Origin of the sequence: Stutzerimonas stutzeri (assembly GCF_000935215.1) — a bacterium.
Lineage (GTDB): Bacteria > Pseudomonadota > Gammaproteobacteria > Pseudomonadales > Pseudomonadaceae > Stutzerimonas.
Genome location: NZ_JXXD01000116.1, coordinates 1 through 14,304 on the forward strand (window position 1 = coordinate 1; position 14,304 = coordinate 14,304).

A 14,304-nucleotide genomic window follows, 5' to 3' on the forward strand; every position below is an offset into this window, starting at 1 on the left:
TCGTCTTCCCGGACCTTGAACCAGGCGGCATACAGGGCCGGCAGGAACAGCAGCGTCAGCGCCGTGGCGACGATCAGGCCACCCATGATCGCCACCGCCATTGGCCCGAAGAAGATACTGCGCGACAACGGAATCATCGCCAACACCGACGCCAGCGCGGTCAGCACGATGGGCCGGAAGCGGCGCACCGTGGCATCGACGATAGCGGTGAAGCGCGCCTGACCGGCACCGATGTCCTGCTCGATCTGATCCACCAGAATCACCGAGTTACGCATGATCATCCCCGACAGCGCGATGGTGCCGAGCATCGCCACAAAGCCGAACGGCTGCCCGAACAGCAGCAGGAACAGTGCAACACCGATGATGCCCAGCGGCGCGGTGAGGAACACCATGGCCGAGCGCGAGAAACTCTTGAGCTGCGCCATCAACAGGGTCAGCACGACGATGACGAACAGCGGCATGCCGGCATTCACCGAACGCTGGCCGCGCTCGGAGTCCTCCACCGTTCCGCCGACCTCGAGCAGATAGCCGCCGGGCAACTGATCCCGGATGTCGGCCAGGGTCGGCTCGATCTCACGCACCAGTGCCGCCGGCTGCTGCTCTCCGTACACATCGGCGCGCACGGTGACCGTCGGCAGGCGGTTGCGATGCCAGATCACGCCCTCCTCGAATCCGTACTCGAGCGTCGCCACCTGCGACAGCGGCACGCTGCGCCCGCTCTCGGTGGGAATCGCCAGGCTCGGCAGCATCGACAGCTCGAGCCGCTCGCGCTCGGTGCCGCGCAGGAGGATCTCGATCAGCTCATTGTCCTCGCGGAACTGGCTGACGCTGCTGCCGGTGAAGGTGCGCCGCAGGAAGCCGGACAGCTCGGCGGTGGTCACGCCCAACGCACGGGCACGATCCTGATCGACGTTGAGCCGGACCATCTTGCTCGGCTCCTGCCAGTCCAGATGGACGTTGGCCACGTGCGGGTTCTCATTGACCTTGGCAGCGACCTGGCGAGCCAGCCCACGCACCACGTCGATATGCTCGCCGGTGACACGGAACTGCACCGGATAGCCCACCGGCGGGCCATTCTCCAGCCGCGTCACGCGACCGCGCAGGCTCGGGAAATCTTCGCGCATGCGTTCGATCAGCCAGGCGCGCAGGGACTCGCGGGACTCGATGCTGTCGGCCAGCACGACGAACTGGGCGAAGCTGGTCGCCGGCAGCTGCTGGTCCAGCGGCAGGTAGAAACGCGGCGAGCCGGTGCCGACGTAGGCCACATAGTTGTCGATGCCGGCCCGTTCCTTGAGCAGCTGTTCCAGCCGCGCCACCTCTGCTTCGGTCGCCTTCAACGAGGCGCCTTCGGCCAGTTTGAGATCGACCATCAGCTCCAAACGGCCGGAAGCGGGGAAGAACTGTTGCGGCACCAGACGGAACAGCACCACCGCGGCGACGAAGATCGCCAGGGTGAGCAGGATAACGGTCTTGCGCCGGCGCACGCAGAAGGTCACCACGCGCCGTACGCGCTGGTAGAACGGCGTTGCGTAAGGATCGTGGCCTTCACTGCTTGCGCCGTGCTTGTGTGCCGATTTTTTGGCCAGGTCCGGCAGCAGCTTTTCGCCGATCAGCGGCACGAACATCACCGCGGCGATCCAGGACGCGATGAGCGAAATGGCGACCACCTGGAAGATCGAACGGGTGTATTCGCCGGTACTGGAATTGGCAGTGGCGATCGGCAGGAAACCCGCCGCGGTGATCAGCGTGCCGGTCAGCATCGGGAATGCCGTGCTGGTCCAGGCGAAGCTGGCGGCCTTGAGGCGGTCGTAGCCTTGCTCCATCTTGATCGCCATCATCTCCACCGCAATGATCGCGTCGTCCACCATCAGCCCGAGAGCCAGGACCAGGGCGCCAAGGGAGATCTTGTGCAGGCCGATGTCCAGATAGCTCATGGCGGCGAAAGTCATCGCCAGCACCAGCGGAATCGACAGCGCGACCACCAGCCCGGTACGCACGCCTAGCGAGAAGAAACTCACCAGCAATACGATCACCAGCGCTTCGATCAACACCTTGACGAACTCACCTACGCTGGTCTTCACCGCAGCGGGCTGATCCGAGACCTTGCGCAGCTGCATCCCCGCCGGCAGCTCCTGCTGCAGGCGGGCGAACTCCTGCTCCAGTGCCTCGCCCAGCACCAGGATGTCGCCACCGCTTTTCATCGAAACCGCCAGCCCCAGTGCCGGCTCGCCCATGAAGCGCATGCGCGGCGCGGGCGGGTCGTTGAAGCCGCGATGTACCTCGGCAACATCACCGATACGGAAGGTGCGGCCAGCAACGCGGATGGGGAAATCACGAATCTCCTTGACCGTCTCGAAGCTGCCGGTGACGCGCAGCTGCACCCGATCGCTGATGGTCTCGACGAAACCGGCAGCCGTTACCGCGTTCTGCGCCTCCAGCGCCTGGCGCACGGCTTCCAGCGGGACGCCAAGCGTGGCCAGTTTGACGTTGGAGAGCTCGATCCAGATCTTCTCGTCCTGCAGGCCGATCAGCTCGACCTTGCCGACGTTCTTGACCCGCTGCAGCTGCAGCTGGATGCGGTCGGCGTAGTCCTTGAGGATCGCGTAGTCGAAACCGTCGCCGGTCAGGGCGTAGATGTTGCCGAAGGTGGTGCCGAACTCGTCGTTGAAGAAGGGCCCCTGCACACCGGGCGGAAAGGTGTGCTGGATGTCGCCGATCTTCTTGCGAATCTGGTACCAGAGGTCGGGAATGTCCTTCGAGCGCATCGAGTCGCGTGCCATGAAGGTGACATTGGATTCGCCCGGTCGGGAGAACGAGACGATGCGCTCGTACTCGCCGGTTTCCATCAGCTTCTTCTCGATGCGCTCGGTGACCTGGCGCGACACTTCCTCGGCGGTAGCGCCCGGCCATTGCGTCTGGATGACCATGGCCTTGAAGGTGAATGGCGGGTCCTCGCTCTGGCCGAGCTTGCTGTACGACAGCGCGCCGACGATCGCCAGCAGCAGCATCAGGTAGACGACGATCTGCCGGTTCTGCAGCGCCCAGGCGGAGAGATTGAAGCGCATCGCGATTACTCCTGGGCGGCCAGCTCGACGGGGCGATTGTGGCGATCCACCGGGCGAACCGGCTGGTTATCGCTGAGCATCTGCACCCCGGCCAGGACAATCCAGTCGTCGGCGCCCAGCCCTTCGAGGACCGGCACCAGCTGTTCGCCGAAGGGCCCGGTCCGAACCTCGACCCGCTCGACGGTGGAATCGGCTCTGAGCCGCCAGACATGCGCCCGGCCCTTTTCCGCACTCAGCGCTGACAGCGGCACCGCCAGCGACACTTCGCCATCGCGGCGAATGCTCACCAGCGCGCTCTGTCCCAGCTCGGCTGGCACCTCCTGTTCGCTGAAGGCAACACGCGCGGAATAGGTCCGCGACTGCGCATCGGCGGCTGGCGAGAGTTCGCGGATCTTGCCGAGATAGTGGCGCCCCGGTTGCGACCAGAGTTCGACCTCGACTTCCTGGCCAACCCGGTAGCGCTCCAGCGACTGCTCCGGCAGATCGATGGCCACTTCCCGCTCGCCATCGGCCGCCAGCACGAACGCGGTCTGCCCCGCGGCGACCACCTGCCCCACCTCGACTCGGCGCTGCGCGATCAGGCCGTCGCTGGTGGCGCGCAGTGCCGCGTAATCGACCTGATTGCTGGCCACATCGAATTCGGCGCGTGCCTGCTGCAGACGGGCAGCCGCGGCGCGATAGGCGTTGTCGGCGTTATCGAACTGCGACTGACTGACCAGCTGGCGACCGAGCAGCGCCTTGTAGCGGTCATGTTCCGCTTTGGCAACGCGCAGATTGGCTTCTGCGGCCGCCACCTGCGCGCGCATGCCGTCCAGTTGCAGCCGCACGTCCTGCGGATCTAGACGTGCCAGGGGCTGGTCCTTGCGTACGCGGTCGCCCGCTTCGACCAGCCGCTCGACGACCTTGCCGCCGATGCGGAAGGCCAGCTCAGGCTCGTAGCGCGCGTGCACTTCGCCGGGATAGCTCTCGCGTGCTTCGCTGGCCGGCTGCGGCTGCACCACCATGACCGGACGAGGCAGTTGCTGCGGCGGCTCGCCATTGCCGCAGGCGACTAGAACAAGTGCACAACCGAACATAGAGGCAAGGGACAAGGCATGTCGGAACACGATGAAGTCTCTCTGTCGCGAAGCGGATTGGAATACTTATACTGCGCGGTATAGTAAAAATACCGTACCAGCCAGTCCACTATTAAAACGCCCATGACAGAAATCCATTCCGTATCGCCTGGCCCCGGTCGCCCGAAGGACCCCGCCAAGCGCGAGGCGATCCTCACTGCCGCGCAGGTGTTGTTCCTCGGCAACGGCTACGAAGGCAGCAGCATGGAGGCCATCGCCGCCGAAGCTGGCGTTTCCAAGCTCACGCTGTACAGCCATTTCAAGGACAAGGAAGCGCTATTCAGCGCAGCCGTGAAGACCACCTGCGAGACACGCTTGCCGAGGCGGCTGTTTCAGGTGGAGGAAGATTGCGATATCGAAGAGCTGCTGCTGGCGATTGGCGGCGCCTTCAATGAACTGGTCAACAGCCCCGAGTCCATCGGCCTGCATCGGGTGATGGTGGCAATGGCGACGCAGAATCCGGGGCTGGTGAAGATGTTCTTCGATGCCGGCCCGCAACAGCTACTGTGCGATCTGCAACAGCTGTTCAGCAGGGCCGACGCGCTGGGCTTGTTGGAGATCGACGACCCACTGCGCGCCGCCGAGCATTTCTGCTCGCTGATCAAGGGTGCCCAGCATTTCCGCCTGCTGGTCGGCTATGCCGAAGCGCCAACCGATGAGGAAGGCAACCTGCACGTGCGGGACGCGGTGAGTGTATTTCTGCGCGCCTACCGCCGCTGAACTGAGCAAGCGAAAGGTTCGCGGACTGCGGAATCAGCCCTGAAGCTTCTTCTTCGGATAGATATCGTAGCGGCTGGATTTTCCTTCCAGACTGTAGCCGGGCTTGGCGCCTTCGATTGCCGGCGCCTTGCGCGGACGCTTGACCACCACACGATGGCTGGCCAGCTCCAGGGCCGCGGCCAGCAGTGCCGGCGCGTCCATATCGTCGCCGACGAAGGGCCGGAACAGGCGCATCTCCTTCTTCACCAGCGCACTCTTGTCGCGATGGGGAAACATCGGGTCGAGGTAGATGACCTGCGGCGCCTCCCCCTGCCACTGCGTCATCAGCTCGATGGCATTGCCCTTGAGCAGGGTCATCCGCGCGGCGATAGCACCCACCTCGGCGTCCCCGGTCGCGCGACCCAGACCATCCTCCAGCAGCGCGGCAATCAGCGGCTGGCGTTCGATCAGGCTCACTTCACAGCCCAGCGTCGCCAGCACGAAGGCATCGCGCCCGAGCCCCGCTGTAGCATCCAGCACCCGTGGCCGGATACCGGGCTGGACGCCCACGGCCTTGGCGATCATCTGCCCACTGCCACCACCGAACTGACGCCGGTGCGCTGCGGCCCCCTCGACGAAATCCACCCGTACCGGCCCCGGTGCCTGCGCCTCGAGCAACTGCAGCTGCAAGCCGTCCGCGCCAATCTGCAAAGCGAATTCGGCCGCGTCCTGAATTTCCGGCAAGTCGAGACGCTGCGCCCATTGATGGGCGGCAGCGGCGAACTGAGGAGTCAGCGGTTCGACTCGAACCACAGGGTTGCATGCGGACATGGGGCATCCAGCGGTGATGGAAAGCCGCGCATTGTGCCAGAGCATTCCAGGCTGCGCGCGAGCGTTCAGCGGCACATGCCGAAGCCGCCCATGTCGACGTGAAAGTGGTCGTGGTGGGCCGCGTTGTATTCCGGCCCGAGCGTCACGTTGAACGCATCGCAGGCCGCATCGCGAACCAGCCGCAGGAAACGCGCCTTGTCGCCCTCGCCCTGCCAGTCCCGAGCCACGGTGATGCGGGTGCCATCCTCAAGGCGAAAGCCCGCCATATCCAGCGCATTGGCGCTGGCGTGCTGGCTGCGGCGGTTGCTGCGGGCGATGTTGCGACAGGCAAAGCTGCCGAAGTGATCAATGCGCACCACCGGCTGCTCGAATACTGCCTGGGCCGCCGGCTGAAGCCCGTGCAACTCGAACATCGCATATGCCGCCGCCAGCGGACAGGTGGCGAGAAAAGGTCCGTTGAACCGCACGTCCGAGCCCTGCACCCGAACGCTGTTCTCGACCGGACAGCCGGGCTCCGGCGTGCTGTCCGGCACGGATGAATAACGCAGCGGCGCCGTGGCGAGCGCCTGTTCGCAGAGCGTTCGGTCCTGCTGCAGGCGCCGTAGCTTGAGTGGCGTCAACAGGTTTGGCGGCTCACGGATATCCAGCGGCGCCCAGGGGTTCCAGCGCGGCGGGATGTCGATCAGATCCTGCCGCACCGCCAGGGCGAAGCCGGCAAGCAGCAGCAACAGGAGAAGAAAGAAGCGGCCAAAGGTCATTCCTTATGGGCAACAGCCAACCCGCGAAGTTGAAAGGGATGTTTTACAAAACTGGTCGAAACCGCTCGCTCAGTCGGTCAGCAAGGACATCTGCGGCGCAGGGCGCAATGCAGGCAGGGCCGGCAGGCCGGGCAAGCGTTCGCTCAACAAGCCGTGAAAACGCATCGCCAGCTCGGGCGCACGATGATTGTCGGGGGTATGCAGATAGACGTGCGGCGTCTTGCCGGCCTCGATCCAACCAGCCACCTTGTCCAGCCAGGGCGCCATGAATGCGTCGTTCGTCTCCAGCTCGGGGTGACCGACGAAGCGCACCTGCGGCGAATCGCTGAATGCCACCGGGCGTACCGGCAGACGCGGCTTCTTGCTCTGCGCATGCAACACGGCGGGGTCGTGAGAGTGGCAGCTGAACAGCGCGCGGGTATCTAGGCAGATGCGCTCGATGCCGCGATCACGCAGCAATCGGTTCAACGCGCGCTCGCCATCCCCTCGGTCGAAGAATCCGGGATGCCGCACCTCGATCGCCAGCGCTGCGTCGAAGCCATCGATGAACGCCGCAAGCTCGCTCAATCTGGATGGCCCAACGCTGGCGGGCAGTTGCAGCCAGAACGGCGTTACCCTTCGCCCCAATGGCAGCAACAGCCGCTGGAAGGCATGTGCCTGCTCCAGCGCCGCACGCAGATCGCCGGCCTGGCTGACATCGCGGGGAAATTTGGCACAGAAGCGGAAGCTCTCGGGCATCTCGCCGGCCCAACGCTGGACCTTCTGCTCCGATGGCCAGGCGTACAGCGTGGTATTGCCCTCGACTGTATTGAAGGTGGAACAGTAGGCGGCAAGGAAATCGGAAGCCGGCGTAGCCGTCTGGTACAACGAGCCGAGCCAGGCACTCTCGTTCCAAGAGGGACAACCGATGTAATAGGGAAGCTCTGGCAGATCGAACCGCCTCAGGCGTAGAGGTCGAGCCCGAGCACCTCTGCGCCGTCGAACTCGACGCTCATGCTGGCGGTGCTGGCGTAGCTGGCCAGCGCCTGGGCCACGCGACTGGTCAGTGGGCGCTCGGGCTGCGGCTCGTCATAGCGGAATGCGGAGTAGCGTTCGACCAGCGCGCTGGAATTGACCCGCTGCTGCGGACGATCAGCCTGGGGCTGGTAATCCTGACCGGAGCGGCTGTCGACCCCGCGCTGCGCCTGCGCGACCCGCTGCGTTTCCCCATAGCTATCCGCCGCCCTGCCGGTACGGGCAGAACGATCCGTTGAATAGGGAACGGGAAAGGAGCTTTCGACGCGCATCATTGGACTCGATCAGAGGCCCGGCGACTCTAACGGGCAGCCAGGAGTTTGGCAACGTTCCTCGTCATTTGATCCCTTTAGGCGTCGCAACATTGTCCCGCAGGTAGACCGGCTGGGCCTGATCGGCCTCCAGCGCCTCGCCTCGGCGCCAGGCGAAACTAGCCAGACTCAGCAGATCTTCGGCATGCGGCAGCATCCCGGCGTCGTGCGCACGTACGGCCGCGGTTATCCGCTCGGCGTAACCCCAGCCGGTACCGGCGCCGAACCAGTCGTCACCTGCATCGCGCGGCAGCACGGCCTGCTCGGGCGGTAGCACGGCCTCACTGCCGACCAGCTGCATCTCCCCGGCCTGCTCGCGATAACAGCCCCAGTAGACCTCGTCCATGCGCGCATCGATGGCCGCCGCGACCTGCGCTGCGCCGTGCTCACGCCAGGCCCGTTGGGCAATGGTCGCGAGGGTCGAAACCGGCAGCACCGGCCGCTGCAACGCGAACGCCAGGCCCTGCACCACACCGATGGCAATCCGCACGCCGGTAAAGGCACCTGGCCCCCGCCCGAAAGCGATGGCATCCACCGCGGACAGCGCAACCCCGGCCTCGCCGAGCAGCGTCTGCACCATCGGCAGCAGCCGCTGGGCATGCAGGCGCGGAATCACCTCGTAGTGACTCAGCACCTTGCCGTCGTGCAACAGCGCGACTGAGCAGGCTTCGGTGGCAGTATCCAGGGCCAGCAGAGTGGTCATCGGGTCGGTCCGGTCGGTAAAAAGGCGCCGATTCTAACGTATTCGCGGAGCGGGTTCTTTCGCGCCTGTCCTGATCTCCGGGCAAAAAAATGCCCGTATCTTTCGATACGGGCATTTCTATCGCTCGTGCCAGGCAGCTTCGATCAGCTCAGTGCAGCGAACACCTTGGCCGTAATCTCGTCCACCGAACCGACACCTTCGATGCAGCTGTACTTCGGCGTGCCTTCCGCGGCTGCCAGGCTCTGGTAAAAGTCCACCAGCGGCTTGGTCTGCGCATGGTAGACGGACAGGCGATGACGCACGGTCTCTTCCTTGTCGTCTTCGCGCTGGATCAGCTCATCGCCGGTTTCGTCGTCCTTGCCAGCAACCTTCGGTGGGTTGTGCTCGGTGTGATAGACGCGGCCGGAAGCCGGATGCACACGGCGACCCGCGATGCGGCCGACGATCTCCTCGTCGTCCACGGCGATCTCGATCACGTTATCGATGCGCACGCCTGCTTCCTTCAAAGCTTCGGCCTGCGGAATGGTGCGCGGGAAGCCGTCGAAGAGGAAGCCATTGGCGCAATCCGGCTGCGCGATGCGCTCCTTGACCAGGTTGATGATCAGGTCATCGGAAACCAGGCCACCGGCATCCATCACGCTCTTGGCCTTGAGGCCCAGCTCGGTGCCCGCCTTGACTGCGGCACGCAGCATGTCGCCCGTGGAGATCTGCGGAATACCGAATTTTTTGGTAATGAAGCCAGCCTGGGTACCTTTTCCGGCACCGGGCGCTCCCAGCAGAATCACACGCATGATGAGTCCTCGAGTTTCTTAGAAGGGGGGCGATCCTGCCAGCGGGCCGGAGTGGCTCTTCGCTGACGAATCAAAAATTCTGGTTTGCCGCCATGCGACAAAAGGTTGAACACGATACACAGCGCACCGAGGCGGCACAAGCCGTCCCGAAAGCGTCTATCGACCCGCATAAATGTCGCGATTCGACGCGAGTTGCGCTCAACGACTACGCATCGCGCAGCCGTTGAGCGCCGGGAACCGCCACTTCAGCCCGTGTTGCGCAAGCCCGCCGCGATACCCGCCACACTGACCAGCAGCGCCTGCTCGAGCGGGCTGTCTGCCGGGTTCTGCTGCTGCCTTGAGCGAGCCAGCAGTTCTATCTGCAGCAGGTGCAACGGATCAAGATAGGTGTTGCGCAGACTGAACGCCTCCTGGGTCTTCGGGCTGTGGTCGAGCAGATCGGCCTGGCCGGTCACGCTCAGCACAGCGCCGACCACCTGCGACAATCGGTCACGCAAATCGCTACCAAGGGAAAGCAGTTCCGGCTGCACCAGGCGCTCATCGTAACGCCTTGCGATATCGGCATCGGCCTTGGCCAGCACCATTTCCAGCATGTCGATGCGCGTAGTGAAGAACGGCCATCGCGCACGCATTTCGGCCAGCCGCTCGCCCTCGCCGCGCGTCAGTGCGCTCTGCAGCGCCTGCTCCCACCCAAGCCAGGCGGGCAGCATCAGCCGCGTTTGCGTCCAGGCGAAAATCCAGGGAATCGCCCGCAGGCTTTCCACCCCACCCTCGCGACGTTTGGAGGGGCGACTGCCCAACGGCAAACGGCCCAGTTCCAGCTCGGGTGTCGCCTGGCGGAAGTAATCGACGAACTGCGGATGCTCGCGTACCACGCCACGATAGGCCGCCACCCCTTCGGTGGACAGGCGATCCATGGTCTCACGCCAGTCGGCCTCGGGCATCGGCGGCGGCAACAGAGTCGCCTCGAGCACCGCGGCGAGGTACAGGTTGAGGTTCTGCTCGGCGATGTCCGGCAAGCCGAATTTGAAGCGAATCATTTCGCCCTGTTCGGTGGTACGGAAGCGCCCGACAACCGAGCCCGGCGGCTGCGACAGAATCGCCGCATGCGCCGGGCCACCGCCACGCCCCACGGTGCCGCCGCGGCCATGGAACAGCAACAGTTCGACGTCGTGCTCCCGGCATACGTCCACCAGCCGTTCCTGAGCGCGGTACTGGGCCCAGGCGGCGGCAGTGGTGCCAGCATCCTTGGCCGAGTCGGAGTAGCCGATCATCACCTCCTGCGGGCCATGCAGACGCTGGCGATACCCGGGCAGCGCGAGCAGGCGGTCGATGATCGGCGCGGCGTTGTTCAGGTCATCCAGGGTTTCGAACAGCGGCACCACACGCATCGGTCGCTGCAGGCCGGCTTCCTTGAGCAGCAACTGCACGGCGAGTACATCGGAGGCCGCATGGGCCATGGAAATGACATAGGAGCCAAGTGACGCCGCTGGCGCCTCGGCGATCACCGCGCAGGTGGCGAGCACCTCGGCGGTATCGGCCGACGGATGATAATGCGCCGGCAGCAGCGGGCGGCGATTGCCCAGTTCAAGCTGCAGCCAGTCCAGTCGCCGCTGCTCGTCCCACGCCTGATAGTCGCCCAGCCCGAGGTAATCGGTGATTTCCGCCAGCGCTGCGGCATGCCGTGCCGCGTCCTGGCGAATGTCCAGCCGTACCAGGAACAGCCCGAACACGGCCAGTCGCCGCAGGCAGTCAAGCAGCGCGCCATCGGCGATCATGCCCATCCCGCGGGCATGCAACGAGCGGTAGCAGAGTTCCAGCGGCCGACGCAGCTCGGCGCAGTCCTGCAGCACTTCCGCCGGAGCCGGCTGGCCATGCTCGATGGCTGCTCGCGCCCACTCCCGGGTCGCCCGCAGGCGTTGACGCAGGGGCTTGAGCAGGACCCGGTACGGCTCGGCCGAATCACCGGTCAGACGCAGCAGTTCCTCACTGGCTTCGCTCATCGACAATGCGGTGATCAACCCTTCGATCTCCCGCAGGTACAGATCGGCAGCCACCCAGCGCGCAGTCAGCAACACTTCGCGGGATACCATCGCGGTCACGTTCGGGTTGCCGTCGCGGTCGCCGCCCATCCAGGAGGCGAAGCGGATCGGCGCGGCCTCCAGTGGCAGGTGCAGCCCGGTCGTCCGCCTGAGCGTCGCATCGGTCTGGCGCAATACATTGGGTACGGCCTTCCACAGCGAGTTCTCGATGGCGGCGAAGCCCCACCGCGCCTCTTCCACCGGCGTCGGTCGGTTGCGACGGATTTCCTCGGTGTGCCAGACCTCGGCGATCAGGCGCTGCAGCTGCAGCTCGATCTTCGCCTGCTCGGCGCCGGAGAGGTCGGTGTGGTCCCGTGCGGCCAGCTGTTCGGCGATGGCGTCGTACTTCTGGATCAACGTGCGCCGTGAAACTTCGGTGGGGTGCGCTGTCAGCACCAGTTCGATTTCCAGGCGGCTGACCTGCCGTGCAATGAACTCGTCGCCGTGTCCGGCGGCCTTGAGGCGTTCGATCAGATCGGCGAACACGCTGGTTTCGAACGGTACCGGCTCGCCTGCCGTACGGCGACGAACCTGATGGTACTGCTCGGCGATATTGGCTAGGTTGAGGAACTGGTTGAACGCCCGTGTCATCGGCAGCAGTTCATTCTCGTCAAGGCTGTCGAGCGTCTCGGACAGCAGTTGCGCACCCTCGGCCGAGCCTTTGCGTGCCGCCTTGGCGCCTTTGCGGATGCGTTCGATCTTGTCGAAGAACTGGTCGCCATGCTGGGCGCGAATGGTGTTGCCGAGCAGTTCGCCAAGCAGGTGTACGTTGTCGCGCAGGCGCGCGTCGATGATTTTCGCCATGACCTTCTTGCTCCTCCTGGGCTGCCGCCTTCACATGAGCGACTCGCCGCTGCTTATCAGACGCGCCGCGGAGAAAACGATCCTGAACGGCTACGCTGAAATTACCTCCAACCAGAGTGCCCACCGCATCCGGTCATGACAAGGCGTCAACGCCGACGACCCTGTTGCGGACAGCACGATTGCACATGTCATCACCGCTCGTAAGCGCGGGCAAAGGAGTAATCATGAGAATTTCCGAGCTGGTCAGCCATTGGGAACGCGACGCCAAGGGTCACATGAGCCAGACAACCTACAGCATTCCGCTGGACGTCGAGAGCGCGGCGCGGCTCGCGGCCCTCGCCGAGATGTACCCCAAGCGCAGCACCGAAGCGCTGCTCGGCGAGCTGGTTGGTGCGGCCCTCGAAGCCGTCGAAACCAGCCTTCCGTATGAGCGCGGCACCCAGGTCATCGCCACTGACGAACAGGGCGACCCGGTCTACGAAGACATCGGGCCCACCCCGCGCTTTCTCGAGCTCTCGCGCAAACATCTCAAGCGCATGCTCGACGAGGAAGCGTCTTCTACCCCACCGGCCTGACCCGAAAGCGCACCCTGTACGCTCGGCGCCCGCTCAGGGCGCCATCACACAGGTCACCCTTGTTGCATACGCCCGCCCTGCCCGCGCAGGCCAGTCCCCACCCCGTTAATACCGCGCTGGTAGCGGATTCCCCGATGACAACCGCTCTAGCCCGCCAACTTTCACTGAACGATTAGCGCCATTTGGCCTCACAAAGATATGTCCCGACATCGGTAGTGCCCTATTCAGCACACTGCCCGGCCAGGGACGGTAGCTATTCGTTGAGCAATTCGAACTGGAGACTGACCATGAACAAAGCTGTCGCAACCCACGCTTCGAGATTTCAGCTACCCAAGCTGGCGGCCATTGCACTTGGTGGCCTGCTGCTGACCGCATGCGCCGGCAACCCACCGACCGAGCAGTTCGCCGTGACTGAATCGGCCGTGCGCAGCGCCGTAAGCGCTGGTGGTACCGAGTATGCCGCAGTGGAAATGCGCGCCGCGCAGGAAAAGTGGAAAGAGGCCGAACTGGCCATGCAGAAAGAAAACTACGAACAAGCCCGCAAGCTGGCCGAACAGGCCGAATGGGATGCCCGCGTAGCCCAACGCAAGGCTGAAGCGGCGAAGGCTCAGAAGGCCGTCGAAGATGCGCAGCAGGGGATTCAGGAATTGCGCGAAGAAGGCATGCGCAACGTTCGCTGATTCCTCGCCACGCCCGCCATTCCGTTTATAGCCAATAGGATGAACTCGTCATGCACAAGCTTGTAACCCTACCTACCATGCTGGCCCTGAGCATCGGCCTAGTGGCCTGCGCCAACCAGCCCAATCAGAACCTTGAAGAGGCGCGCAGCAGCTTCTCCGCTCTGCAGAGCGACGCCCGCTCAAGCAAGGTCGCAGCCCTGGAAACCCAGGACGCCAGCAACATGCTGGACAAGGCCAACAAGGCATATCTGAACGATGCCGACGAAGAAACGGTGGATCAGCTGGCCTACCTGACCAAGCGCCGCATCGAACTGGCCGAGCAGACTATTGCCCTGCGCGCGGCCGAAAAGGATCTCGGCAAGGCCTCCGCGCAGCGCGCCGAAGCCCGCCTCGAAGCCCGGGACGCGCAGATCCGCAAGCTGCAGGAGGACATGCAGGCCAAGCAGACCGAGCGCGGCACCCTGGTGACCTTCGGTGACGTTCTGTTCGACCTGGACAAGGCCGAACTTAAACCGGCCGGTATGCGCGGCATCCAGAAGCTCGCTGAGTTCCTGAACGAGAATCCGGAGCGCAAGGTGGTAGTCGAGGGTTATACCGACAGCACCGGCTCCGACTCTTACAACCAGCAGCTTTCCGAGCGCCGCGCCCAATCCGTGCGCCGCGCATTGACCCACGCGGGCGTCGATCCACAGCGCATCCAGGCGGTGGGCTATGGCGAGCAATACCCGGTTGCGAGCAACGACTCGCCGTCCAGCCGCGCGATGAATCGCCGCGTCGAGGTGACTATCTCCAACGACAGCCAGCGCGTCGCGCCACGTTCGTCGATGGAGTGACCACGGACCGTGGGCATGGCGAGCTGATGCCCTGCCCCTTTAGC

The 14,304-nt window shown here is 64.4% G+C and carries 13 protein-coding genes; 4 read left to right on the forward strand and 9 right to left on the reverse strand.

The annotated features are described in order from the left end of the window. Together LO50_RS12805 and LO50_RS12810 are read right to left on the reverse strand one after the other, a co-directional pair. Nucleotides 1-3,065, reverse strand: a 3,065-nt coding sequence (locus tag LO50_RS12805; RefSeq protein WP_044315246.1) for an efflux RND transporter permease subunit, incomplete at its 3' end; no start/stop codon positions are given. 5 nt (nucleotides 3,066-3,070) lie between these two features. After that, nucleotides 3,071-4,171 carry an efflux RND transporter periplasmic adaptor subunit gene (locus LO50_RS12810; RefSeq protein WP_044315247.1) on the reverse strand — a complete coding sequence of 367 codons (1,101 nt, stop codon included), beginning with the start codon at nucleotides 4,169-4,171 and terminating at the stop codon, nucleotides 3,071-3,073. A gap of 93 nt (nucleotides 4,172-4,264) precedes the next feature. On the opposite strand from LO50_RS12810, the gene LO50_RS12815 reads away from it, so the two are divergent. After that, complete coding sequence (locus LO50_RS12815) at nucleotides 4,265-4,900, forward strand: TetR/AcrR family transcriptional regulator (RefSeq protein WP_044315248.1); 636 nt, start codon at nucleotides 4,265-4,267, stop codon at nucleotides 4,898-4,900. Between the two features lie 33 nt (nucleotides 4,901-4,933). Here LO50_RS12815 and LO50_RS12820 read toward each other — a convergent pair whose 3' ends face one another. The 7 genes from LO50_RS12820 to ppc form a co-directional block, all read right to left on the reverse strand. Continuing rightward, nucleotides 4,934-5,710, reverse strand: a complete 777-nt coding sequence (locus LO50_RS12820; RefSeq protein ID WP_044315249.1) for a class I SAM-dependent methyltransferase — start codon at nucleotides 5,708-5,710, stop codon at nucleotides 4,934-4,936. A gap of 65 nt (nucleotides 5,711-5,775) precedes the next feature. After that, complete coding sequence (locus tag LO50_RS12825; protein WP_044315250.1) at nucleotides 5,776-6,468, reverse strand: extensin-like domain-containing protein; 693 nt, start codon at nucleotides 6,466-6,468, stop codon at nucleotides 5,776-5,778. A 69-nt stretch (nucleotides 6,469-6,537) separates the two neighbouring features. Beyond that, on the reverse strand, nucleotides 6,538-7,335 hold the full coding sequence (locus LO50_RS12830; RefSeq protein ID WP_044315251.1) for a DUF72 domain-containing protein: 798 nt from the start codon (nucleotides 7,333-7,335) through the stop codon (nucleotides 6,538-6,540). A gap of 74 nt (nucleotides 7,336-7,409) precedes the next feature. Next, complete coding sequence (locus tag LO50_RS12835; protein ID WP_014820981.1) at nucleotides 7,410-7,754, reverse strand: hypothetical protein; 345 nt, start codon at nucleotides 7,752-7,754, stop codon at nucleotides 7,410-7,412. Between the two features lie 64 nt (nucleotides 7,755-7,818). Next, nucleotides 7,819-8,496 carry a tRNA (adenosine(37)-N6)-threonylcarbamoyltransferase complex dimerization subunit type 1 TsaB gene (gene tsaB / locus LO50_RS12840; RefSeq protein ID WP_044315252.1) on the reverse strand — a complete coding sequence of 226 codons (678 nt, stop codon included), beginning with the start codon at nucleotides 8,494-8,496 and terminating at the stop codon, nucleotides 7,819-7,821. Between the two features lie 143 nt (nucleotides 8,497-8,639). Continuing rightward, nucleotides 8,640-9,287 (reverse strand): adenylate kinase, encoded by a 648-nt coding sequence (gene adk, locus LO50_RS12845; RefSeq protein WP_041014541.1) that lies wholly within the window; start codon nucleotides 9,285-9,287, stop codon nucleotides 8,640-8,642. 245 nt (nucleotides 9,288-9,532) lie between these two features. Then, nucleotides 9,533-12,172 carry a phosphoenolpyruvate carboxylase gene (gene ppc, locus LO50_RS12850; RefSeq protein WP_044315253.1) on the reverse strand — a complete coding sequence of 880 codons (2,640 nt, stop codon included), beginning with the start codon at nucleotides 12,170-12,172 and terminating at the stop codon, nucleotides 9,533-9,535. A 224-nt stretch (nucleotides 12,173-12,396) separates the two neighbouring features. Here ppc and LO50_RS12855 point away from each other — a divergent pair, with 224 nt between their 5' ends. The 3 genes from LO50_RS12855 to lptF all read left to right on the forward strand — a co-directional run bounded on the left by LO50_RS12855 (nucleotide 12,397) and on the right by lptF (nucleotide 14,260). Continuing rightward, complete coding sequence (locus LO50_RS12855; RefSeq protein ID WP_044315254.1) at nucleotides 12,397-12,747, forward strand: hypothetical protein; 351 nt, start codon at nucleotides 12,397-12,399, stop codon at nucleotides 12,745-12,747. A 287-nt stretch (nucleotides 12,748-13,034) separates the two neighbouring features. Next, nucleotides 13,035-13,427 (forward strand): DUF4398 domain-containing protein, encoded by a 393-nt coding sequence (locus LO50_RS12860; RefSeq protein ID WP_014820986.1) that lies wholly within the window; start codon nucleotides 13,035-13,037, stop codon nucleotides 13,425-13,427. 50 nt (nucleotides 13,428-13,477) lie between these two features. Beyond that, on the forward strand, nucleotides 13,478-14,260 hold the full coding sequence (gene lptF / locus LO50_RS12865; protein ID WP_044315255.1) for a lipotoxin F family OmpA-related lipoprotein LptF: 783 nt from the start codon (nucleotides 13,478-13,480) through the stop codon (nucleotides 14,258-14,260). Nucleotides 14,261-14,304: the final 44 nt, after the last annotated feature.

Coding starts and splice junctions, on each gene's coding strand:
- ppc (WP_044315253.1), bottom strand. CDS start 12,172: ATGGCGAAAATCATCGACGCGCGCCTGCGCGACAACGTACACCTGCTT.
- LO50_RS12825 (WP_044315250.1), bottom strand. CDS start 6,468: ATGACCTTTGGCCGCTTCTTTCTTCTCCTGTTGCTGCTGCTTGCCGGC.
- lptF (WP_044315255.1), top strand. CDS start 13,478: ATGCACAAGCTTGTAACCCTACCTACCATGCTGGCCCTGAGCATCGGC.
- LO50_RS12835 (WP_014820981.1), bottom strand. CDS start 7,754: ATGCGCGTCGAAAGCTCCTTTCCCGTTCCCTATTCAACGGATCGTTCT.
- LO50_RS12820 (WP_044315249.1), bottom strand. CDS start 5,710: ATGTCCGCATGCAACCCTGTGGTTCGAGTCGAACCGCTGACTCCTCAG.
- LO50_RS12815 (WP_044315248.1), top strand. CDS start 4,265: ATGACAGAAATCCATTCCGTATCGCCTGGCCCCGGTCGCCCGAAGGAC.
- LO50_RS12855 (WP_044315254.1), top strand. CDS start 12,397: ATGAGAATTTCCGAGCTGGTCAGCCATTGGGAACGCGACGCCAAGGGT.
- LO50_RS12860 (WP_014820986.1), top strand. CDS start 13,035: ATGAACAAAGCTGTCGCAACCCACGCTTCGAGATTTCAGCTACCCAAG.
- tsaB (WP_044315252.1), bottom strand. CDS start 8,496: ATGACCACTCTGCTGGCCCTGGATACTGCCACCGAAGCCTGCTCAGTC.
- adk (WP_041014541.1), bottom strand. CDS start 9,287: ATGCGTGTGATTCTGCTGGGAGCGCCCGGTGCCGGAAAAGGTACCCAG.